Source organism: Blautia sp. OF09-25XD (assembly GCF_003482095.1).
Taxonomy (GTDB): Bacteria; Bacillota; Clostridia; order Lachnospirales; family Lachnospiraceae; genus Fusicatenibacter; species Fusicatenibacter saccharivorans.
In genome coordinates this window covers 19,141-35,879 of record NZ_QUMG01000016.1, presented here as the reverse complement: position 1 = coordinate 35,879, position 16,739 = coordinate 19,141, and the positions used below count along the sequence as shown (strand labels likewise).

At 49.1% G+C, this 16,739-nt stretch carries 12 protein-coding genes and 1 riboswitch; of the genes, 1 reads left to right on the top strand and 11 read right to left on the bottom strand.

Features of this window, described 5'->3' with window-relative positions:
- Positions 1-3: 3 nt before the first annotated feature.
- The 9 genes from DXA93_RS12680 to DXA93_RS12640 all read right to left on the bottom strand — a co-directional run bounded on the left by DXA93_RS12680 (position 4) and on the right by DXA93_RS12640 (position 11,726).
- Complete coding sequence (locus tag DXA93_RS12680) at positions 4-2,070, bottom strand: beta-galactosidase (protein ID WP_022461859.1); 2,067 nt, start codon at positions 2,068-2,070, stop codon at positions 4-6.
- Positions 2,071-2,074: 4 nt separating this feature from the next.
- The gene (locus DXA93_RS12675) at positions 2,075-3,796 is read right to left on the bottom strand and encodes a glycosyl hydrolase 53 family protein (protein ID WP_022461860.1); all 1,722 of its coding nucleotides are present in this window, start codon (positions 3,794-3,796) and stop codon (positions 2,075-2,077) included.
- 21 nt (positions 3,797-3,817) lie between these two features.
- Complete coding sequence (locus DXA93_RS12670; protein WP_055227760.1) at positions 3,818-4,792, bottom strand: LacI family DNA-binding transcriptional regulator; 975 nt, start codon at positions 4,790-4,792, stop codon at positions 3,818-3,820.
- A 188-nt stretch (positions 4,793-4,980) separates the two neighbouring features.
- Positions 4,981-6,564, bottom strand: a complete 1,584-nt coding sequence (locus DXA93_RS12665) for an ABC transporter substrate-binding protein (RefSeq protein WP_022461862.1) — start codon at positions 6,562-6,564, stop codon at positions 4,981-4,983.
- A gap of 209 nt (positions 6,565-6,773) precedes the next feature.
- Positions 6,774-7,694 (bottom strand): carbohydrate ABC transporter permease, encoded by a 921-nt coding sequence (locus DXA93_RS12660; protein ID WP_022461863.1) that lies wholly within the window; start codon positions 7,692-7,694, stop codon positions 6,774-6,776.
- A 12-nt stretch (positions 7,695-7,706) separates the two neighbouring features.
- Positions 7,707-8,636 carry an ABC transporter permease gene (locus DXA93_RS12655; RefSeq protein WP_022461864.1) on the bottom strand — a complete coding sequence of 310 codons (930 nt, stop codon included), beginning with the start codon at positions 8,634-8,636 and terminating at the stop codon, positions 7,707-7,709.
- Positions 8,637-9,027: 391 nt separating this feature from the next.
- Positions 9,028-9,789, bottom strand: coding sequence for a 4-hydroxy-tetrahydrodipicolinate reductase (dapB, locus tag DXA93_RS12650; protein ID WP_117510456.1), 762 nt, complete (start codon positions 9,787-9,789; stop codon positions 9,028-9,030).
- 35 nt (positions 9,790-9,824) lie between these two features.
- Positions 9,825-10,715 (bottom strand): 4-hydroxy-tetrahydrodipicolinate synthase, encoded by an 891-nt coding sequence (gene dapA / locus DXA93_RS12645; RefSeq protein WP_022461866.1) that lies wholly within the window; start codon positions 10,713-10,715, stop codon positions 9,825-9,827.
- A 151-nt stretch (positions 10,716-10,866) separates the two neighbouring features.
- Positions 10,867-11,041: riboswitch (Lysine riboswitch) on the bottom strand.
- A gap of 55 nt (positions 11,042-11,096) precedes the next feature.
- Positions 11,097-11,726, bottom strand: coding sequence for a single-stranded DNA-binding protein (locus DXA93_RS12640; protein WP_055220802.1), 630 nt, complete (start codon positions 11,724-11,726; stop codon positions 11,097-11,099).
- Between the two features lie 405 nt (positions 11,727-12,131).
- Here DXA93_RS12640 and typA point away from each other — a divergent pair, with 405 nt between their 5' ends.
- Positions 12,132-13,961 carry a translational GTPase TypA gene (gene typA, locus DXA93_RS12635; RefSeq protein WP_055220803.1) on the top strand — a complete coding sequence of 610 codons (1,830 nt, stop codon included), beginning with the start codon at positions 12,132-12,134 and terminating at the stop codon, positions 13,959-13,961.
- Between the two features lie 87 nt (positions 13,962-14,048).
- Here typA and DXA93_RS12630 read toward each other — a convergent pair whose 3' ends face one another.
- Together DXA93_RS12630 and DXA93_RS12625 are read right to left on the bottom strand one after the other, a co-directional pair.
- Complete coding sequence (locus tag DXA93_RS12630; protein ID WP_117761431.1) at positions 14,049-15,140, bottom strand: polysaccharide deacetylase family protein; 1,092 nt, start codon at positions 15,138-15,140, stop codon at positions 14,049-14,051.
- Between the two features lie 380 nt (positions 15,141-15,520).
- The gene (locus DXA93_RS12625; protein ID WP_118640553.1) at positions 15,521-16,735 is read right to left on the bottom strand and encodes a hypothetical protein; all 1,215 of its coding nucleotides are present in this window, start codon (positions 16,733-16,735) and stop codon (positions 15,521-15,523) included.
- Positions 16,736-16,739 lie beyond the last annotated feature (4 nt).

The following is a 16,739-nucleotide window of genomic DNA, read 5'->3' as shown; positions in this document are numbered from 1 at the left end:
TGTTCATCGAAATATCGTCTCTACGTGCAGCTTCTCAATTTTGCAGGCACATCCATCCGCTGCATCCGGCTGCTTTTCCAGAAAAATCGGATCACCCGGATGCAGAGGATAGACAACGAGTTTCAGTTTCTCCGGAAACTCAAAATAGCCAAGGCTTAACAGGGCCTCCTGACCGGTATAGAAATAATCGTTGATTTTCTCTTCCCCATCAAACACTTCCATACGGTTTCCGTACCAGGTCAGAAAAGCAAACGCATCGTGATAATTTTTTTCGCCCGGATAAGCAAGCTTCAGTTCGTATACTGCTTTCTCTTTATCCTGCTCTTTGCAGACAAGCTCTGCCTCCGGCTCCTGTGCTTTGTAAATACGCTCATACAGCGTAAAGTTTCCTCTTTTTCCACACTCTTTGAAATCCACAATGCCTTTTTCCACTGCCGGATACACAGCGATCATGGTTTTTCCACTGCCTGTCACAACAAGCTCACCGTTTTCTTCCCAGACATAATTTTCGGAAAGAACGAGATAATCCTGATCCAGATGCACCTTCCATGCATTCAGCGCCTCCTGCCGGGAAATCAGGCAGAGTTCTGCGCGCGCATCGCCCTCCCACTGAATCTGCGGGTCGAGATCACCGTAAAATACGAACGCATCTCCCTTTTTCGTATGTAAAACGCAGAGCGGTGTGGCAAGTGCCGTGTGAAGAACCGCATCGTTTAGTTTCATATTGTACGGAAAAAATCCATACATTCCCTCTTTCAGGTCAAATGCCGGAAATCCCACGCTCGCTTTTCCATCCAGGAGTCCCTCCAGTTTCACCTGTGGATGATCATCCATCTTCCATCTTCTCTGGTAATTGTTAAAAAAGACGTATCCATGGTCCGCATCGTGACGGCACGCTGTCCGAACAGTGTGCATATCTCCCGGCAGAATCCTTATCGTTGGAATTTCAGACCGAAGTGAGGCCATATCCTCGCCAAAATCATTCAAAAACAGCGCCAGCAGCTTGATCTCCCGATAGCTGTCCGAGATTGTTCCGTACTGCCGGATCGGCGCGTTGAAATCGTAATTGATCTCCGGCAGGTCGTTCAGATATCCTGTCGCGCGGCTCTCCTGCAGGGTGGACAGTTTTCCCTTCGGATTGCTGCCGCCGTGGTACATATAGTAGCCGAGCAGCCCTGCTCCACTTCCCATTTTTACGGTAGACATCGCTCCGACATCGCATCCCTTCGCCACCGGTCTTCTGTGCATGGTAACCTGAAGCCCGCCTCCAAGTTCTGCCGTCAAAAACGGAAAATCCTCCTCGTTGTAACTGTTTGCATTTTCCACATGATGATCACACGCAATCAGTGCATCGTTCCTTGTGTGGCTGAACACAAAGTTTGCGTTCGGCTCAATCTCGCACGTTCTCTGATCCCATGGTGCTTCACAGTAGCCGCCCATGACCGGAAGCAGATCGCCGATGCAGGCTCCGCCCCAACCGGTCGCCGTGTACAGCGGCACATCAAAGCCAATTTCCTTTGCCATTGCTGTCAATGTGCGGATATGCGCCTCGCCCTCCGGTCCCTGCAGACCGCCGACGTGGCCGTACTCATTCTCGATCTGAATACCGATCACCGGACCGCCGTCCTTTTCCATGCATCCATCGACCTGCGCATAAACCTTTTTCCAGAACCGTCTGACATAGCCAAGATATTCCTCGTTGTTACAGCGGATCGCCATGCCCTCTTTCTCTCTCTCGATGATCCAGTCCGGGAATCCGCCGTTCCGCACTTCCCCGTGCACAAACGGTCCGATACGCAAGAATACCGACAGTCCGACTTTCCGGCACAGTCTTACAAACGTTCCGATATCCCGGCATCCTTCAAAATCAAACACATTTTCCTCTTCCTCGTGGTGAATCCAGATCACATAGGCCGAGACGACAGAAACTCCGCCCGCCTTTATTTTGCGCAGTGATTCCTCCCACCACTCTTTGCGGTACCGACTGTAATGCATTTCGCCCATCACCGGAAACCACGGTTTTCCATTTTTAATCAGATAATCCCTGCAATAGCTGTACTCTGCTCTCATCGTCTTATTGTCCCTCTCTTTTTACTGTCTGCAGACAGAAATTCCGCATCATGCCGTACATCGGCGGCGATGAAATTCGGATTCCGGCAGTGACTTCCTGCGGTTTTCTGATTTCGCATGTCACTTTGTAGCCGGTCCATGCATGTTCTGTCGGATGAATCACAGTCTCTTCTTTTCCCTCTTCCGTATTGAGGAACAGCCGCACATCCACATTTGTTGTATCGGTTCCCTGAAAGGCAACAGATAATGTATACGTTCCTGCCTCCTGTACCTTTACCGTCTGGCAGATCGAAAACGTAAAGTTTTTCGGTGCTTCTACGCGTACCGCATTCACCGGCGGAGCTGGGAACGGATCGACAAACTCCGGAAACAGCTGTACTGCAACGGCATCCTCGGATTTTTCTACGTTCCAGCGCGCCAGGCCGTCTTCCCAGCCGACATCGAGCAACAGATTCTCCGCCTCCGGCAGCTCTTCCACCACGCAGATCTTCGCATGTGCAGCAAACGGAACACCTTCCACATTTCCTGTCACATCATATTCGCCTGTCACGCGTGTGTCCGGCACTTCGTTCCAGTTTACCCGCCGCTGCTCCACCATTCCGTCATACAGCAAAACCGGGAGCATCTCCGGCAGACCGCATGCTTCGTCTTTTACTACGGTCATTGGCTCCGGCTCGTAAATCTTGGCCGGTTTTTCCGGACAGGCATCATTCCGTGTAAACAGGAAAGAACGAATGCCCTCCATGATGGTTCCCTTCTCCTCCAGCAGACCCATATTTTCCGACCAGCCGCCCTCACCGTCTTTCGGAACACAGATCGGTTCCCAGTAATAGATACCCTGCCCCATTTCATCCGGCAGCGAAGCAACGATATTGGCAACCAGATCCAGCACCTGCTTCTGTCCGGCAGGCGTCGCCGGAAATCCTGCGATTTTTTCCTGCTGTTCATCGATAAACCCATGCGCACTCTTTCTCCATGCATGCGCCGTCTCAACGACCATAATCGGCTTTTTGTAATCCTGGATCAGCTTCGTCATTGTCTCTTTCAGATCCGTGAAAGTGCCGTGCCAGAATGGATAATAGGAAAGTCCGATCAGGTCAAAATCCTCGAGTCCTGCCTCAAAGGAACAGTCAAACCACTCTTTCAGATAGAAATACCGTCCGCCCTGGTCGAGATGGATCATAACCTGCATCTCATCTTTTCCGGCTGCAGCCCGCGCACCGCGGATTCCGGCATTTACAAGCTGTACCATTTTTGTATAATCCGGCAGCTCTCCGTCCGGAAACAGAAGGCCGCTTCGGATCTCATTTCCGATCTGAACAATATCCGGCAGAACGTCCTCCTCTTTTAATGCCGTCAGCGTATCTCTTGTATAAGAAAAAACAGCCTCTTTTAATTCTTTAAAGCTTAAGTTTTCCCAATCTTTCGGCTTTCTCTGCTGACCGGGATCCGCCCAGAAATCAGAATAATGGAAATCCAGCATAAAGCTCATGCCATGTGCCCGGATCCGTTTTGCCATCGCCAGTGTATGCGCATAGCTGCAGTATCCGCCGGACTCCCTGACATGCTCCGGCGCATTCCAAATACGGAGCCGTACGGAATTTACCCCGTATTTCTGAACGAGATCCAGCGGATCCATAACAGTTCCGTCAAAGTCCTTCACCTGTACTCCGGCATCTTCCAGCTCCGGTATAAAAGATAGATCCATTCCCTTCTGAAATTCCATTGTTCTGTCCTCCCTGCTACGTTAGTTTGTCGATTTTCGGAATAAAATGTCGTAATCCAGCATCGTCTTCTTCTCATAATTTTCCCCTCGGAGCCGCTGGATCAGCTGACGCACGGCTGTGCCTCCCATCTGGGATGCTGCCACACTGACTGCTGTAACTGCAGGGGAATAGCAGTCCAGATTGGTGCTGTTGTAGAGCGAAGCAATCGCGACGTCCTTGGGAATTCGATAGCCTTCCGCCTGGAGCCGGGACATCACCATCGTACAAATCTCGTCGTCGCCACAGATGATGCATTCCACTTTTTTGGATATAATATTTTCAATGATCGCATCCAGAAACTCCATACGGATCGAACCATTGTAGAAAAGCTGATCCTTCTCGGAAATTCCATTTTTAATCAGCGCCCGGCAGAAACCTTCGTGACGCTTGCGGTCTACGTTATAGCTCATATCCTTGACAAGAAACGCAAATCTGCGGAATCCCTTTCCGATCAGCAGCGTTGTCATTTTCTCTGCCGCACCCTCATTGTCGGTATCCACCTGGATAATGTTGTCATACCGGCATGTTCCCGTCAGTGCTGTCGGGAAATTTGCCTGACTTAAATACTGCAGCGCACGGTCATCCTCAAGCGCACGTGTCAGGAGCATACCATCCACCCGGTTCGACTCCACCAGCGACTGCAGCTCTGAAATATCATGCGCGTTGCTCGTCGTAATCAGCACATTGTACCCGAGCATCGATGCCGATTCGCAGACGCCGAGCAGACAGTTCTGGAAATAAACACCGCTTCCATAATAAACGTCTGAAGGCAGTACCACGCCGATGTTGTGCGTCACCGTTCGGGTCCGCGCCATCTCCTCCCGCTCTTCTCCCCGTTTTGCCACCTCGAGAATCCGGTTTCTGGTCTTCTCTCCGATTCTGCCCTTACCGGACAGTGCACGGGAAACGGTACTTTTTGATACCCCTATCTCTTTTGCAATTTCCTCCAGTGTCATAAAAATACCCTGTCACTTTCTGTTAAATTTGAAAAATTCCTATATTTTTATATTTAATACGAATGCTGTTAGAAATCAAGTCATCCCTCAAAGCTTTTTGAACCATCACTTGATCTCTAAAAGAAGGAACGGCCGCGCCGGAGCTTCTGGCAGACCAGCGCGTCCATTCCCTGTTTTATTTTACTGTTTTATTTTTCTTCTTTCTCCGCTACATACTCTGCTGCCTGACGGTTCATCTCATCCAGAATATCCTGGATTCCGGCGCTGTCCATAGCTGCGTTCATGGCATCGATGGAAGCGTCCACATCGTCAACGAGACCGTTGATCAGCGGGTTATAATAATTGTCGATGGCTGCCTCTACTGCTGCAAACTGTGTACTTACATTGCTGGAATCAAAGTTAAATCCGTCGTAAACATGATCTTCTTTGATGTTGTTGTTGAAGGCATCTTTGATGCTTTCATACTTGTCGTCCAGAGCCGTTCTGTTCTCAAGATATTCCTCTCTCTGGATGGTGCAGTTGTTCCATCCCCAGTTGCAGTTACTTGCTACACCATAGCCGCTCTCATCAATAACTTTGTACTGATCATCACCGACTGCTTCCCAGTGCTTTCCTTCGATACCGAGCATAGCCAGATCGTAAACATCCGGGTTGGTGTAGAATTCATTTAATACCATCATGGCTCTCTCTTTGTTTTTACTGTTTGCGTTGATGGCAACACCGTTGTTGATGTAAGAGTTTACTTTTTTCGACAGGTTTTTGTTCGGGTCTACCATCGTTACATTCCAATCCGGATGTTCCTCATTTGCCTGTTTTCCGTAGGTAAGACAGGTTCCGAGATTCCAGCTCATGCTTGCTGTTCTTCCGGTCAGAAGTCCGGTCTGTCTCTCATCGCTGCTGTTTAATACGTCGCTGGACCATGCTCCGGCGTCTACCAGGTCTTTCATCTCCTGGCAGTACTCACGGAACGCATCCCATTCACCGATGTACTGGAATTCAAGATCTTTCGGATCCTGGGTATGATACAGAATCAGCTCGCCGCCCTTCGGTGCTCCGCCCGTTGTGGAATAGCCCTGGGACTGGAAGAATGGATACCACGGTCCGCCCTGACTTGCATAGATACCGTCTGCTGCACATGCTTTGTAGAACTTCATCAGGTCATCCCAGGATGTAATATCATCCATACCGTATTTTTCCATCAGGTCACCGCGCACTGCCAGAACTTCCTGACCAAACTCGTTGGCATAGCTCGGAACCATGTAGATTTGTCCGTCAATCTTTGCCTGCTCCCATGCCATTTCCGGAACAACCTCCCAGATATCCGGTGCATACGTTTTGATAAAGTCCTCAGAAAGCGGTGCAAATCCGCCGAGGGAAACGGTCTGCTCGTAATGGCACCAGCTCGATGCGGTAAAGATCAGGTCAAAATCTTCCTGTGAGGAGAACAGCAGGGAATATTTCGTGTCATGCTCGCCCCAGGAAAGGAATTCTACGTTCAGAGAGCAGTTCAGCTTCTCTTCCAGAATCTCATTGATTTTGGCGTAAACCTCATCAAAATCCGGGGTACGGTCGCCGATCAGATACATCGTCAGATCGACATGCTCCGAAGTGTCTGCACTCAGGTTGTCTCCCGATGTGCCGGAAGCTGCGGAGCTGCTTTTGCTGTCGCCCGTGCTTCCCTTTCCGTTGCCGGAACCGCATCCTGCCAGCATGCCGGCTGCCATTGCGGATGCAAGTAATACAGATACCAGTTTTTTTGTGCTCTTTTTCATAAAGAACCTCCTTCATAAATATAATGTGTAATTCAAGCGGATATTCGCAATCCGCTTTGCTACTTGCTCATAACCGAATAACTGCTCCGCAGTTTATCAGAAGGAGCTTGCACTCCTCCTGATACAAGCAAGTCCCCACCCGCCTGCTTATTGCTTTTCGCAATGGAAACAGGGACTTACTTGATTCAGTTAAATTAACATGATTTGTATCAGCCTTTGACTGCTCCGATTGTGATACCCTGTACAAAGTATTTCTGTACCAGCGGATATGCCAGAACGATCGGGCCGGTTACTACAATGGTAAGTGCCATTTTCAGGGACTGGGTCGGCAATGAGATTGCGCTGACGGCAGAGCCTGCGGCGTTGTTTGCAAGAAGCTTTTTATATGCCTCAATATCATTAACCTGCTGATACAGGAAATACTGCAGCGGATACTTGTTCGTGTCTTTGATATACAGCATCGCATTGTACCAGTCATTCCAATAAGCCAGTGCAATGAAGAGGCCCACGGTAGCAAGTGCCGGTTTGATCAGCGGCATTACAATCCGGAACAGAATACGGAACTCGCCGCAGCCATCAATCTTGGCCGCTTCAATCAGAGAATCCGGAAGTCCCACGATGTAACTCTTCATGATCAGAAGGTTGTATACGCTGAACAGCAGCGGAAGGAGCAGTGCAAGGTAGCTGTCCCGCAGATTCAGGGTCTGTGTCATCAGTACGTAGTACGGAACAAGACCGCCGGAAAACAAAGTGGTAAAGTAGAAGAAAAACGAAAACTGATTTCTCCACTCAAACTCCTTGCGTGACAGTACATAAGCTGTCATAGTCTGCAGCAGCAGACCAAGTACCGTTCCGACGATGGTCAGACCGATGGTCGTGCCGTATGCGCGGAAGACAACCATAGGATCTTTAAATACGGTTTTGTATGCCTCCAGGCTGAAATCCTGCGGCAGAAGGCTGAAACCGTTCTGGATAATGGCCGATTCCGAAGAAAACGAGCCGGATACGATCATGATGAAAGGAACGAGGCAGACCAGCGCGATGATTCCGCAGAATCCGTACGCGATGATATCAAGTGCAACCGCATCTTTTCCTCTTTTGATTTTACTTGTATGACTGGAAGATCCCACTTTTCATCCCTCCTAGAATAAGGTGTAGTCTTTATCATAAAGACCAACCAGTTTGTTTACGATTACGACAGTGATAAAGCACAGTACCGACTGATACAGACCAACAGCTGCGGACATTCCGAAGTCGTTGCTGCTGATTAAGGCACGGAACGTCAGGGTATCAATTACATCGGTGTAGTTGTACAGAAGACCGTTACTTCCAACCAGGTTGTAGAACATATCAAAGTTTCCTTTGAAGATGCCTCCGACGGATAGCAGAAGCAGGATGATTGTGGTCGGCATGATCATCGGGATTGTTACTTTGAAAATTCGCTGGAACACGTTTGCTCCGTCGATGCGGGCTGCTTCATAAATCGAAGTGTCAATTCCCATAATCGCTGCCAGGTACATAACAGAACCGTATCCGATTCCCTTCCATACATTAAAGAAGACAAGGATAAACGGCCATGCCTTTGGTGTCGTGTAAAACTTGATTGGTGTTCCACCGAAGGTTTCAATCAGTCGGTTTAGAAAACCGTAGTCGGAACTGAAAATATTGAATGCCATAACTCCTACGATAACCCAGGAAATGAAATACGGCAGAAACATCAGCGACTGTGTGATCTTACGGTAATGTTTGTTGCGGATCTCGGTCAGAAGCACGGCAACGGCAATCTGCATCGTCGTGTTGATCGCAATAAATGCCAGATTATACAGCACGGTATTTCTGGTAACGAGTCCGGCCTGTCCTGATTTAAAGAAGAACTTGAAGTTATCAAATCCGTTCCACGGGCTTCCCCAGATACCTCCTGCGTAGGAGTATTTTTTGAATGCCATTACAATTCCTGTCATCGGGTAGTAGGAAAAAATCAGGGTATAAATTACTGCCGGTGCAAGCATCAGAAGAAATACCCGGTACTTGTAGAGCTTTTTGCAAAACCCTTTCCAACCATTCTTTTTCATCTTCTCATTCCCTTTCTTGTTTGCGCAACTTTTTTTGTTGCTCAACTCTTTATTTTTCTTTGTGCCATTATCATATCATTTCGGCATATTGTTTACAATTCGCAGTTTTTATAAGATATTTCTTGTCGAAATATACTGTTTTACTATTTTTTGTGCAAAATGCGCAACTTTAGCGTTTTACCTTGTTGCGCATTGATTTTTCCATTACCGTTTGCGATTTTCACGTTCTCTTTTGATATTCCGTATTTTTTCTTGTGTATTCTGCCAAATATTCTGCAAAATAACTTCCTCAATTCCGAAAATCCCGTTGTAAGAAAAGAAAAAGTGCGCAACGTTTCGCATTTTCGTTGCGCACTTTCTGGTTTCTATTCACTTTTTCCCTGTTTCTGCCTTATTTCGCAGCAATGACATCCTGCATGTCATACATGCCAGCCGGTTTTCCAGCCAGGAATTTTGCAGCCTCTACAGCTCCTTTTCCGAAAACTCCTTTGGAATATGCTCTGTGGGACAGGGTAACAACCTCGTCCGGGCCTGCGAAGATGACGTCGTGGTCGCCGACGATGGTGCCGCCGCGTACAGCAGAGATTCCGATTTCTTTCGGGTCACGCTGCTCGTGGCGCTGGCTTCTGTCGTATACGTAGTGGTACTGGTTGTCCATTGCCGCGTTCAGGCTGTCTGCCAGGGCGATGGCGGTTCCGCTTGGAGCGTCGCATTTCAGTTTGTGGTGTTTCTCCACGATCTCCATATCAAAGCCTGCTTCGGCAAGCACTTTTGCAGCTGCCTGTACCAGTTTCATCAGCGTATTCACACCAAGGGACATATTTGCAGAGCGGAGAACCGGGATTTCTTTGCTGGTCTCCTGCACTTTTTTGAGCTGATCCTCGGTGAGGCCTGTGGTGCAGAGGACGAGTGGAAGTTTTTTCTCCTTGCAGGCATCGAGCAGTGCGTCGGCTGCCTTGTAGGAAGAAAAGTCAACGACTACGTCTGCCGGAACATCGCATTCTGCCAGGCTTTTGAATACCGGATAATCGTTCTGGCCGTTGTCGTTCATATCGATTCCGGCTATGATTTCTGCATTTGCATCTTCTTTTACCAGGCCGGTGATGACCTGTCCCATATGGCCGTTGCAGCCATGCATAATAATTTTAACCATTGTCTTTTTCCTTCTTTACTTCGTGTATTCTTAACTTAAGCCAGTTTGATTCCAAAATCTTTCATAGCCTTTGCCAGGCGCTCCTGGTTCTGCGGCTCCATCTCGGTCAGCGGCAGACGAAGCGGTCCAACCTCTTTGCCCATCAGGTTCAGCGCTGCTTTTACCGGAATCGGGTTTACTTCGCAGAACAGCGCATCGATGAGCGGCAGTGCTCTCAGCTGGATTTCTCTGGATCCGGCCACATCGCCGTCGAGGAATTTCTGTACCATGTCGTGGGTCTCACGCGGTGCTACGTTGGAAAGAACGGAGATTACACCGCTTCCGCCAAGGGAAAGGATCGGCACAACCTGATCGTCGTTTCCGGAGTACAGATCGATCTTTCCATCGGTCAGCTGCATAATTTTTGCGACCTGGGAAATGTTTCCGGAAGCCTCTTTGACTGCAACGATATTCTCAACGTTGTTGAACAGATAGACGATCGTTTCCGGTGCAATGTTTACGCCGGTTCTGCCCTGAATGTTGTAAAGGATGACCGGCACTTTGACGCTGTCTGCGATTGCGGTAAAGTGTGCAATCAGGCCCTTCTGTGTTGCTTTATTGTAATACGGAGAAACGAGAAGAAGTCCGTCCACGCCGTATTTTTCTGCTTCCTGAGACAGATAAATTGCTGTCTCCGTGCTGTTGGAGCCGGTTCCTGCAATTACCGGGATTCTGTGATTTACTTTTTCCACGGTATATTTGATGGCATCCAGATGCTCCTCATGGGACAGGGTCGAAGCCTCACCGGTGGTTCCGCAGATAACGATGGCGTCGGTTCCGCCGGCGATCTGCTCCTCAATCAGTTCTCCGAGTTTTTCGTAATTCACTTCCTGTGTTTCGGTCATCGGTGTGATAATTGCAACAGCTGCACCTTTAAAAATAGACATTCTCTTTTCCTCCTGTATGTTGTGTCAGATAAAACCATAAGAAATCAGTCGCCGGAGCTTATCTCCCACGGAAAATTTCACTTTCCGTTTAAAAAAGAGGCGCCTCATCCCAGATAAGATCGCCTCCAAATTCACACATACGCAGTATCTATGATCAGATAGCTCTCCATCTCTCGATGACAGTCGCAGATTTTTTCAACCTGCGCCCAGGAGCATACCGGTTCAGCGCCGGATGTCCTTCGGCATTCTTCCCTTTTCCTCTTCTTCTTTTGCTGCTGAGGCATCCGAAAAGGTACTCTTGAAGTAATGCGACCTCTATCCACTTCAGTTCTGCTTTTACTATAGCATCATTAAATTTTCTTGTCAACAGCGGATCGCGCTTTAACTCTCACTATATTCCAGCTTGCTCACCGAAACCTCATATGCAGTCCGCTTTTCCATTTCCGTCTCGCTCAGCCGCTTCATATATTCCCGGCTCTGGATCCGTCCCCAGATGAGAACGTGGCCGCCCACGGCAAACGCAGAGGCATACCGCGCATTCCGTCCCCAGCAGATGCACGGGATATAATCTGATTTTCCATACGGACGGTTGACCGCGATCAGAAGGTCGGCGATCTCTCTTCCCAGAGGTGTTTTCCGGTAGACCGGCGGTTTACATATGTATCCATCGAGGTAAATCTGGTTGGATTTGACGGAATCGTCCTCTTCCTCCACGAAGCTTAATTCCCGCGCAAATACGGAGAGTACCAGACGGTTCTTCTTCTCCTCGTGGCGGTTGTAGGACCGGAACTGACCGCTGATGCAGATCCACTCACCCTGGTAATCCTGTGATACATCCACCAGCCGCTCGGAGACCATCACCGGAATGATGTCCTGCGATTCACTCAACCGCTTGACCATCACATCGACGAGGTAAAAGCCCTCTCCGAATACCTGATGGCTGAATGTAAACGGGGAGACAATCTCTCCCATGATAACCACCTGATTGTTTTCAATCATCTTGTCTGCCATAATGAAAATCCCCTTCCTTTGTCTTTTCTTTCTGAATATTGATTTCTGATCGGTACTTTGCTGATCTATAATCCTAATGTATGAACCACATTTCTTTTTCAGAACCACTTTTTTCCAGATTTTTTTATTTCTATTCAAATCAGCATTCTGCCCAATTTTTTGTATATGTTTCTGTAAAAACCGCACCACATGCTTCGTATTTTCTACCATTGCAATACAAAAAATGTCACATCTTCCCTGTTTTTTTTCTCTGTTCTGTGCTATAATAGTTCAGATAGGCAGGCATCCAGCAGAGACAAAACGGCAAGGCACCTGCCTTTGTGCTGTGATAAACATTCCCGGCCGGCTTGAAATTTTGAAAAATTGAACCCGGCAGGGTCAACTCATAGGAAGAGGAATGAAGAAATGAAAACAACGAGAGAAGATGTAAGAAACGTTGCCATCATCGCCCATGTCGATCATGGTAAAACTACACTGGTAGACGAGCTTCTGAAACAGAGCGGCGTTTTCCGTGCCAATCAGGAGGTTCAGGAACGTGTCATGGACTCGAACGATATCGAGCGTGAGCGTGGAATCACCATTCTTTCCAAAAATACAGCAGTTTACTACAAAGGAACGAAAATCAACATCATCGACACCCCAGGCCATGCGGACTTCGGCGGCGAGGTTGAGCGAGTTCTGAAAATGGTAGACGGCGTTATTCTGGTTGTAGACGCATTCGAGGGCGCTATGCCGCAGACCAAATTCGTGCTGAAAAAAGCACTCGAGCTGGATCTGTCCGTTATCGTCTGCATCAACAAGATCGACCGCCCGGAAGCACGCCCGGATGAAGTTATCGACGAAGTGCTCGAGCTTCTGATGGACCTCGATGCATCTGACGAACAGCTTGACTGTCCGTTTCTGTACGCATCCGCAAAGATGGGTCATGCGGTACTCGATCTGAACGATACCCCGAAGGATATGACTCCTCTGTTCGAGACCATCCTGAAATACATCCCGGCTCCGACCGGCGATCCGGAAGCTGGCACACAGCTTCTGATCAGTACCATTGACTACAACGAATACGTTGGACGTATCGGTGTCGGCAAAGTTGAAAACGGAACGATCCGCGTGAACCAGGACGTTATGCTGGTCAACCACCACGATCTGACCAAGAAGAAAAAAGTAAAGGTCAGCAAACTGTATGAATTTGACGGACTGAAAAAAGTAGAGGTTACTGAGGCAGGCATCGGTTCTATCGTTGCTGTTTCCGGTATCCCGGATATCCACATCGGAGATACTCTCTGCGGCGATCTGGACAACCCGGTTTCCATCCCGTTCCAGAAAATCTCCGAGCCGACTATTTCCATGAACTTCATCGTAAACGACAGCCCGCTGGCCGGTAAAGAAGGTAAATACGTAACTTCCCGCCACCTGCGTGACCGTCTGATGCGTGAGCTGAACACTGACGTTTCTCTCCGCGTCGAGGAGACTGATTCCGCAGACTGCTTCAAGGTTTCCGGCCGTGGTGAGCTGCATCTGTCCGTCCTGATCGAAAACATGCGCCGTGAGGGATATGAGTTCGCAGTAAGTAAGGCAGAGGTTATCTACAAAGAGGACGAGCGCGGACGCAAACTCGAGCCAATGGAAATCGCATACGTTGACGTTCCGGATGAGTTCTCCGGTACTGTCATCCAGCTCCTCAGCGAGCGTAAAGGCGAGCTTCACGGCATGAGCCGCGCAAGCGATGGTTCCACCCGTCTGGAGTTCGAAATCCCGGCACGAGGCCTGATTGGTTTCCGTGGAATCTTCATGACTTCCACCAAAGGAACTGGTATCCTGAACACCGAGTTTGAAGATTACGCACCGTACAAGGGCGACATCGAATACCGCAAACAGGGTTCCCTGATCGCTTTCGAGGCAGGCGAGTCCGTTACCTACGGTCTGTACTCCGCACAGGAGCGCGGTACTCTGTTCATCGGACCTGGCGAGAAGGTTTACGCCGGTATGGTTATCGGACAGAACGGTAAGGCCGAGGATATCGAGCTGAACGTCTGCAAGACGAAACACCTGACCAACACCCGTACTTCTTCCTCCGACGAGGCACTGCGTCTGACTCCGCCGAGAATCCTTTCCCTGGAGCAGGCTCTGGACTTCATCGACAAGGACGAGCTTCTTGAGGTTACTCCGGTTTCCTTACGTATCCGTAAGAAAGAGCTGGATTCCAGACTTCGTAAGAGAGCGGCAATGAAATAAATTTTCATAAAATGACATAAGAACCGCCGGTTCACTCTTGATTTGAGAGTAAACCGGCGGTTCTTTGTCGTTTTTCTATTCTGTTTTCTATTCGTTTGTCGTTCCGCCATGGAAGCCGTAATACGTCTCTCCCGCTGCAAGATCCACGCCGTTTGCCGCTGCAAGAGTATGAATCGTGACAAGCTCATACCCGCGGTTGATCAGCTCCGGCACGATCGTTGCACACGATTCTACGGTCGTCTCGTGGATATCATGCATCAGGATAATGTCTCCCGGGCTTACACTGTCGAGAACGGCGCTGATGTTTGCCTGTACATTTTTTGTCTGCCAGTCCAGGGTATCGACATCCCACATGATGCTCGGGCGGCCGATAGATGCGAGCAGTTCATCGGTGCTGTTTCCATACGGGAAACGGATGACAGTTGCACCCTGTCCGTTGTTGTACTGGGCGATCAGATCATCCGTCATCTGGAACTGGGCAAGGCCGTCGTCGGTGCTCAGTTCTTTCATATTCGGATGCGCATAGGAGTGGTTTCCAAGCTCACAGCCGATCGCCGCCATGCGCGGGATCACATCTGCACCGTATTTTTCCACATTGCTGCCGAGCATAAAGAACGTCGCCTGTGCCCCGTACTGCTCCAGCGTATCGAGAAGCGTGCTGGTATAGACGCCTGGGCCGTCATCAAAGGTCAGGGCTACCATCATCGAGCCGTTGCGGTCTGGCTGGTAAACACCCTGGTCATCAAAGTAACAGCCTTTTCCGCCGATCGCTTTCCAGCCAGTCGCCATGTAACCATTGGAATCAAAATGGTACTGGTTTCCGTCGATATCTGCCCAGCCGTTGACGTAGTACGTTGTGGCATCCGTTGCGTACCACCAGCCCGACGAGCTGTACTGCCATCCCGGCGTCTCATTCGGCGGCGTGGTCTCCGCAAGCTTCTTAATTCCCGCATTTCCCGATCCGTCCTCCGCCTCCGGCGCCGTCTCGCTCACCGTCTTTGCGGCTGTGTCATTACTCAGTACAATTCCTTTTTTCGCAAGCTGCGCTCCCGCAAATTTCCAGATAAGCGCAAGAAAAAGAAGGCCGATTACCACACACAGGGAAATCCGTGATACTTTCTGCATCATCTGTCTGCGGCGCATCTGCTTTCTTCTCTGTTTCAATGATTTTCTTTCCATATGATCTGTTTATACTCCATCGTCCCGCCCCTTTGCGGAACTTTCTTCCATCGTAACACAAACGTTTTTCGACATTTTTCTACTTACTATCATAACGTGATCTGACCTAAGATGCAAGGCACAAATTCTTACATTTTTCCACTTCTGGTAAATTAATGTTTATCGTTTCTTAACATCTTGTCACAAAAAAAGAGTGACTCTGCACCCATGGTAAAAGCGGATACAAAATCACTCTTTGTCACTCTCTTTTAAAAAACCTGGTTTCTTTCTGGTGCTTTGCCACCAAATCACAAGTCTTTCACCTGTCCAGCCTGATTATCCTCTCTGCTTAAGAGTAACTGCAAAGTTTTAACGTTGCCAGAACAACGGAAGCAAACACCTTATGCCTCATGTCCTATTTTAGTCAGGAAATCGCTGCCCATCACCCATTTTTCGTTTTCCAGCGTCACAACGGACTCGAGTTTCCAGGTGACGGTCTCTATTTTGGTTTTGCGGAAGAAATGGAGGAAACGGGTTCGTCGCTCGATCGCAGCGGTCACGTTGGTTTCGATCTTCATCTGGTTGGATTCGTTGGTTACGGTTGTGGAGACGCTGCTCACGGTGATGCTGGTGATTCCGGTGTTGGTGTCGCTGTTCAGGTAGGCATCGCAGAGCTGCTGGTACTGTTCTTTGGCGGTTTTCTGTACGGCGGTGTCGGCGGAAAATTCATTTTTGATGGTGCTGAAGGATTTTCCGGCGGCTGCGGCTGTGAATACCTTGTCCAGGGACTCTTCTGCGCGGTCGGCGATGGTTTTGCCGGTGGAATCGTTGAGTTTTAAATCCGGCAGGAATTCCATGCTGCTGTTGTCCTGCACGAGGACGATCTCGCGGTATGGGTCTTTCTGTTTTTCGGTCAGTTCAATGGTGTGGCCGCCGAGGAAGAGATACGGGATTTTGTAGATGCTGACGTTATCTGCCGTCTCTTTTAAATACTTTTTCCCGACCTGCACGCCGTCCAGATAGAACGAGGCATCCGCCGGGACGGTGATTTCGACATCCGTCACGCAGCTGTCTTTCGGCACAACGTACCACTCTTTGAAGTTCCATTTTACGGTATCCCCGGCGGCGATCTCCAATGTTTCTTCCTGCGAGTCGCTCATGCCTTTTAACGTGTACCGCACAGTATAAATCCTGTTTTCCCCGGTCTCAAGATTCTGTTTTCTGCGCATGAAAAAGCTCTTGATCTCCGGTGTTCCCTGCCCGTCAGTGCCGTCCTGTTTTGCTTTCCAGGTCATTGCATTGACGTAGTTCTTCCGCGACAGAAACGTGCTGTCCGGGAACTGGCATACATCGTATGCACTGTTCCAGTCTCCTGCCAGGCATGCTTCCACGTAATTCCGTCCTGCCGCCTGCGGCGCATACAGATACGCGCCTGCCATAAAAAATACGGCGCACAGAATCAGAAACAGACTGAGATTCACGATCAGAATCCGCAGACTCATCGGCAGATCACGAAATTTTGCCGCCCGTATTTTCACAGAAAGCTCCGTCGTCTCTTCTCCGTCTTTTTCCACATGGCGGAATCTTTTTCCTTTTCTTTTCCACTTCTGGAGCATAGTT

Excerpts from the sequence above, each read along its gene's own strand:
- DXA93_RS12680 (WP_022461859.1), bottom strand. The coding sequence starts at position 2,070 with ATGAGAGCAGAGTACAGCTATTGCAGGGATTATCTGATTAAAAATGGA.
- DXA93_RS12675 (WP_022461860.1), bottom strand. The coding sequence starts at position 3,796 with ATGGAATTTCAGAAGGGAATGGATCTATCTTTTATACCGGAGCTGGAA.
- DXA93_RS12670 (WP_055227760.1), bottom strand. The coding sequence starts at position 4,792 with ATGACACTGGAGGAAATTGCAAAAGAGATAGGGGTATCAAAAAGTACC.
- DXA93_RS12665 (WP_022461862.1), bottom strand. The coding sequence starts at position 6,564 with ATGAAAAAGAGCACAAAAAAACTGGTATCTGTATTACTTGCATCCGCA.
- DXA93_RS12655 (WP_022461864.1), bottom strand. The coding sequence starts at position 8,636 with ATGAAAAAGAATGGTTGGAAAGGGTTTTGCAAAAAGCTCTACAAGTAC.
- dapB (WP_117510456.1), bottom strand. The coding sequence starts at position 9,789 with ATGGTTAAAATTATTATGCATGGCTGCAACGGCCATATGGGACAGGTC.
- dapA (WP_022461866.1), bottom strand. The coding sequence starts at position 10,715 with ATGTCTATTTTTAAAGGTGCAGCTGTTGCAATTATCACACCGATGACC.
- DXA93_RS12640 (WP_055220802.1), bottom strand. The coding sequence starts at position 11,726 with ATGGCAGACAAGATGATTGAAAACAATCAGGTGGTTATCATGGGAGAG.
- typA (WP_055220803.1), top strand. The coding sequence starts at position 12,132 with ATGAAAACAACGAGAGAAGATGTAAGAAACGTTGCCATCATCGCCCAT.
- DXA93_RS12630 (WP_117761431.1), bottom strand. The coding sequence starts at position 15,140 with ATGGAAAGAAAATCATTGAAACAGAGAAGAAAGCAGATGCGCCGCAGA.
- DXA93_RS12625 (WP_118640553.1), bottom strand. The coding sequence starts at position 16,735 with ATGCTCCAGAAGTGGAAAAGAAAAGGAAAAAGATTCCGCCATGTGGAA.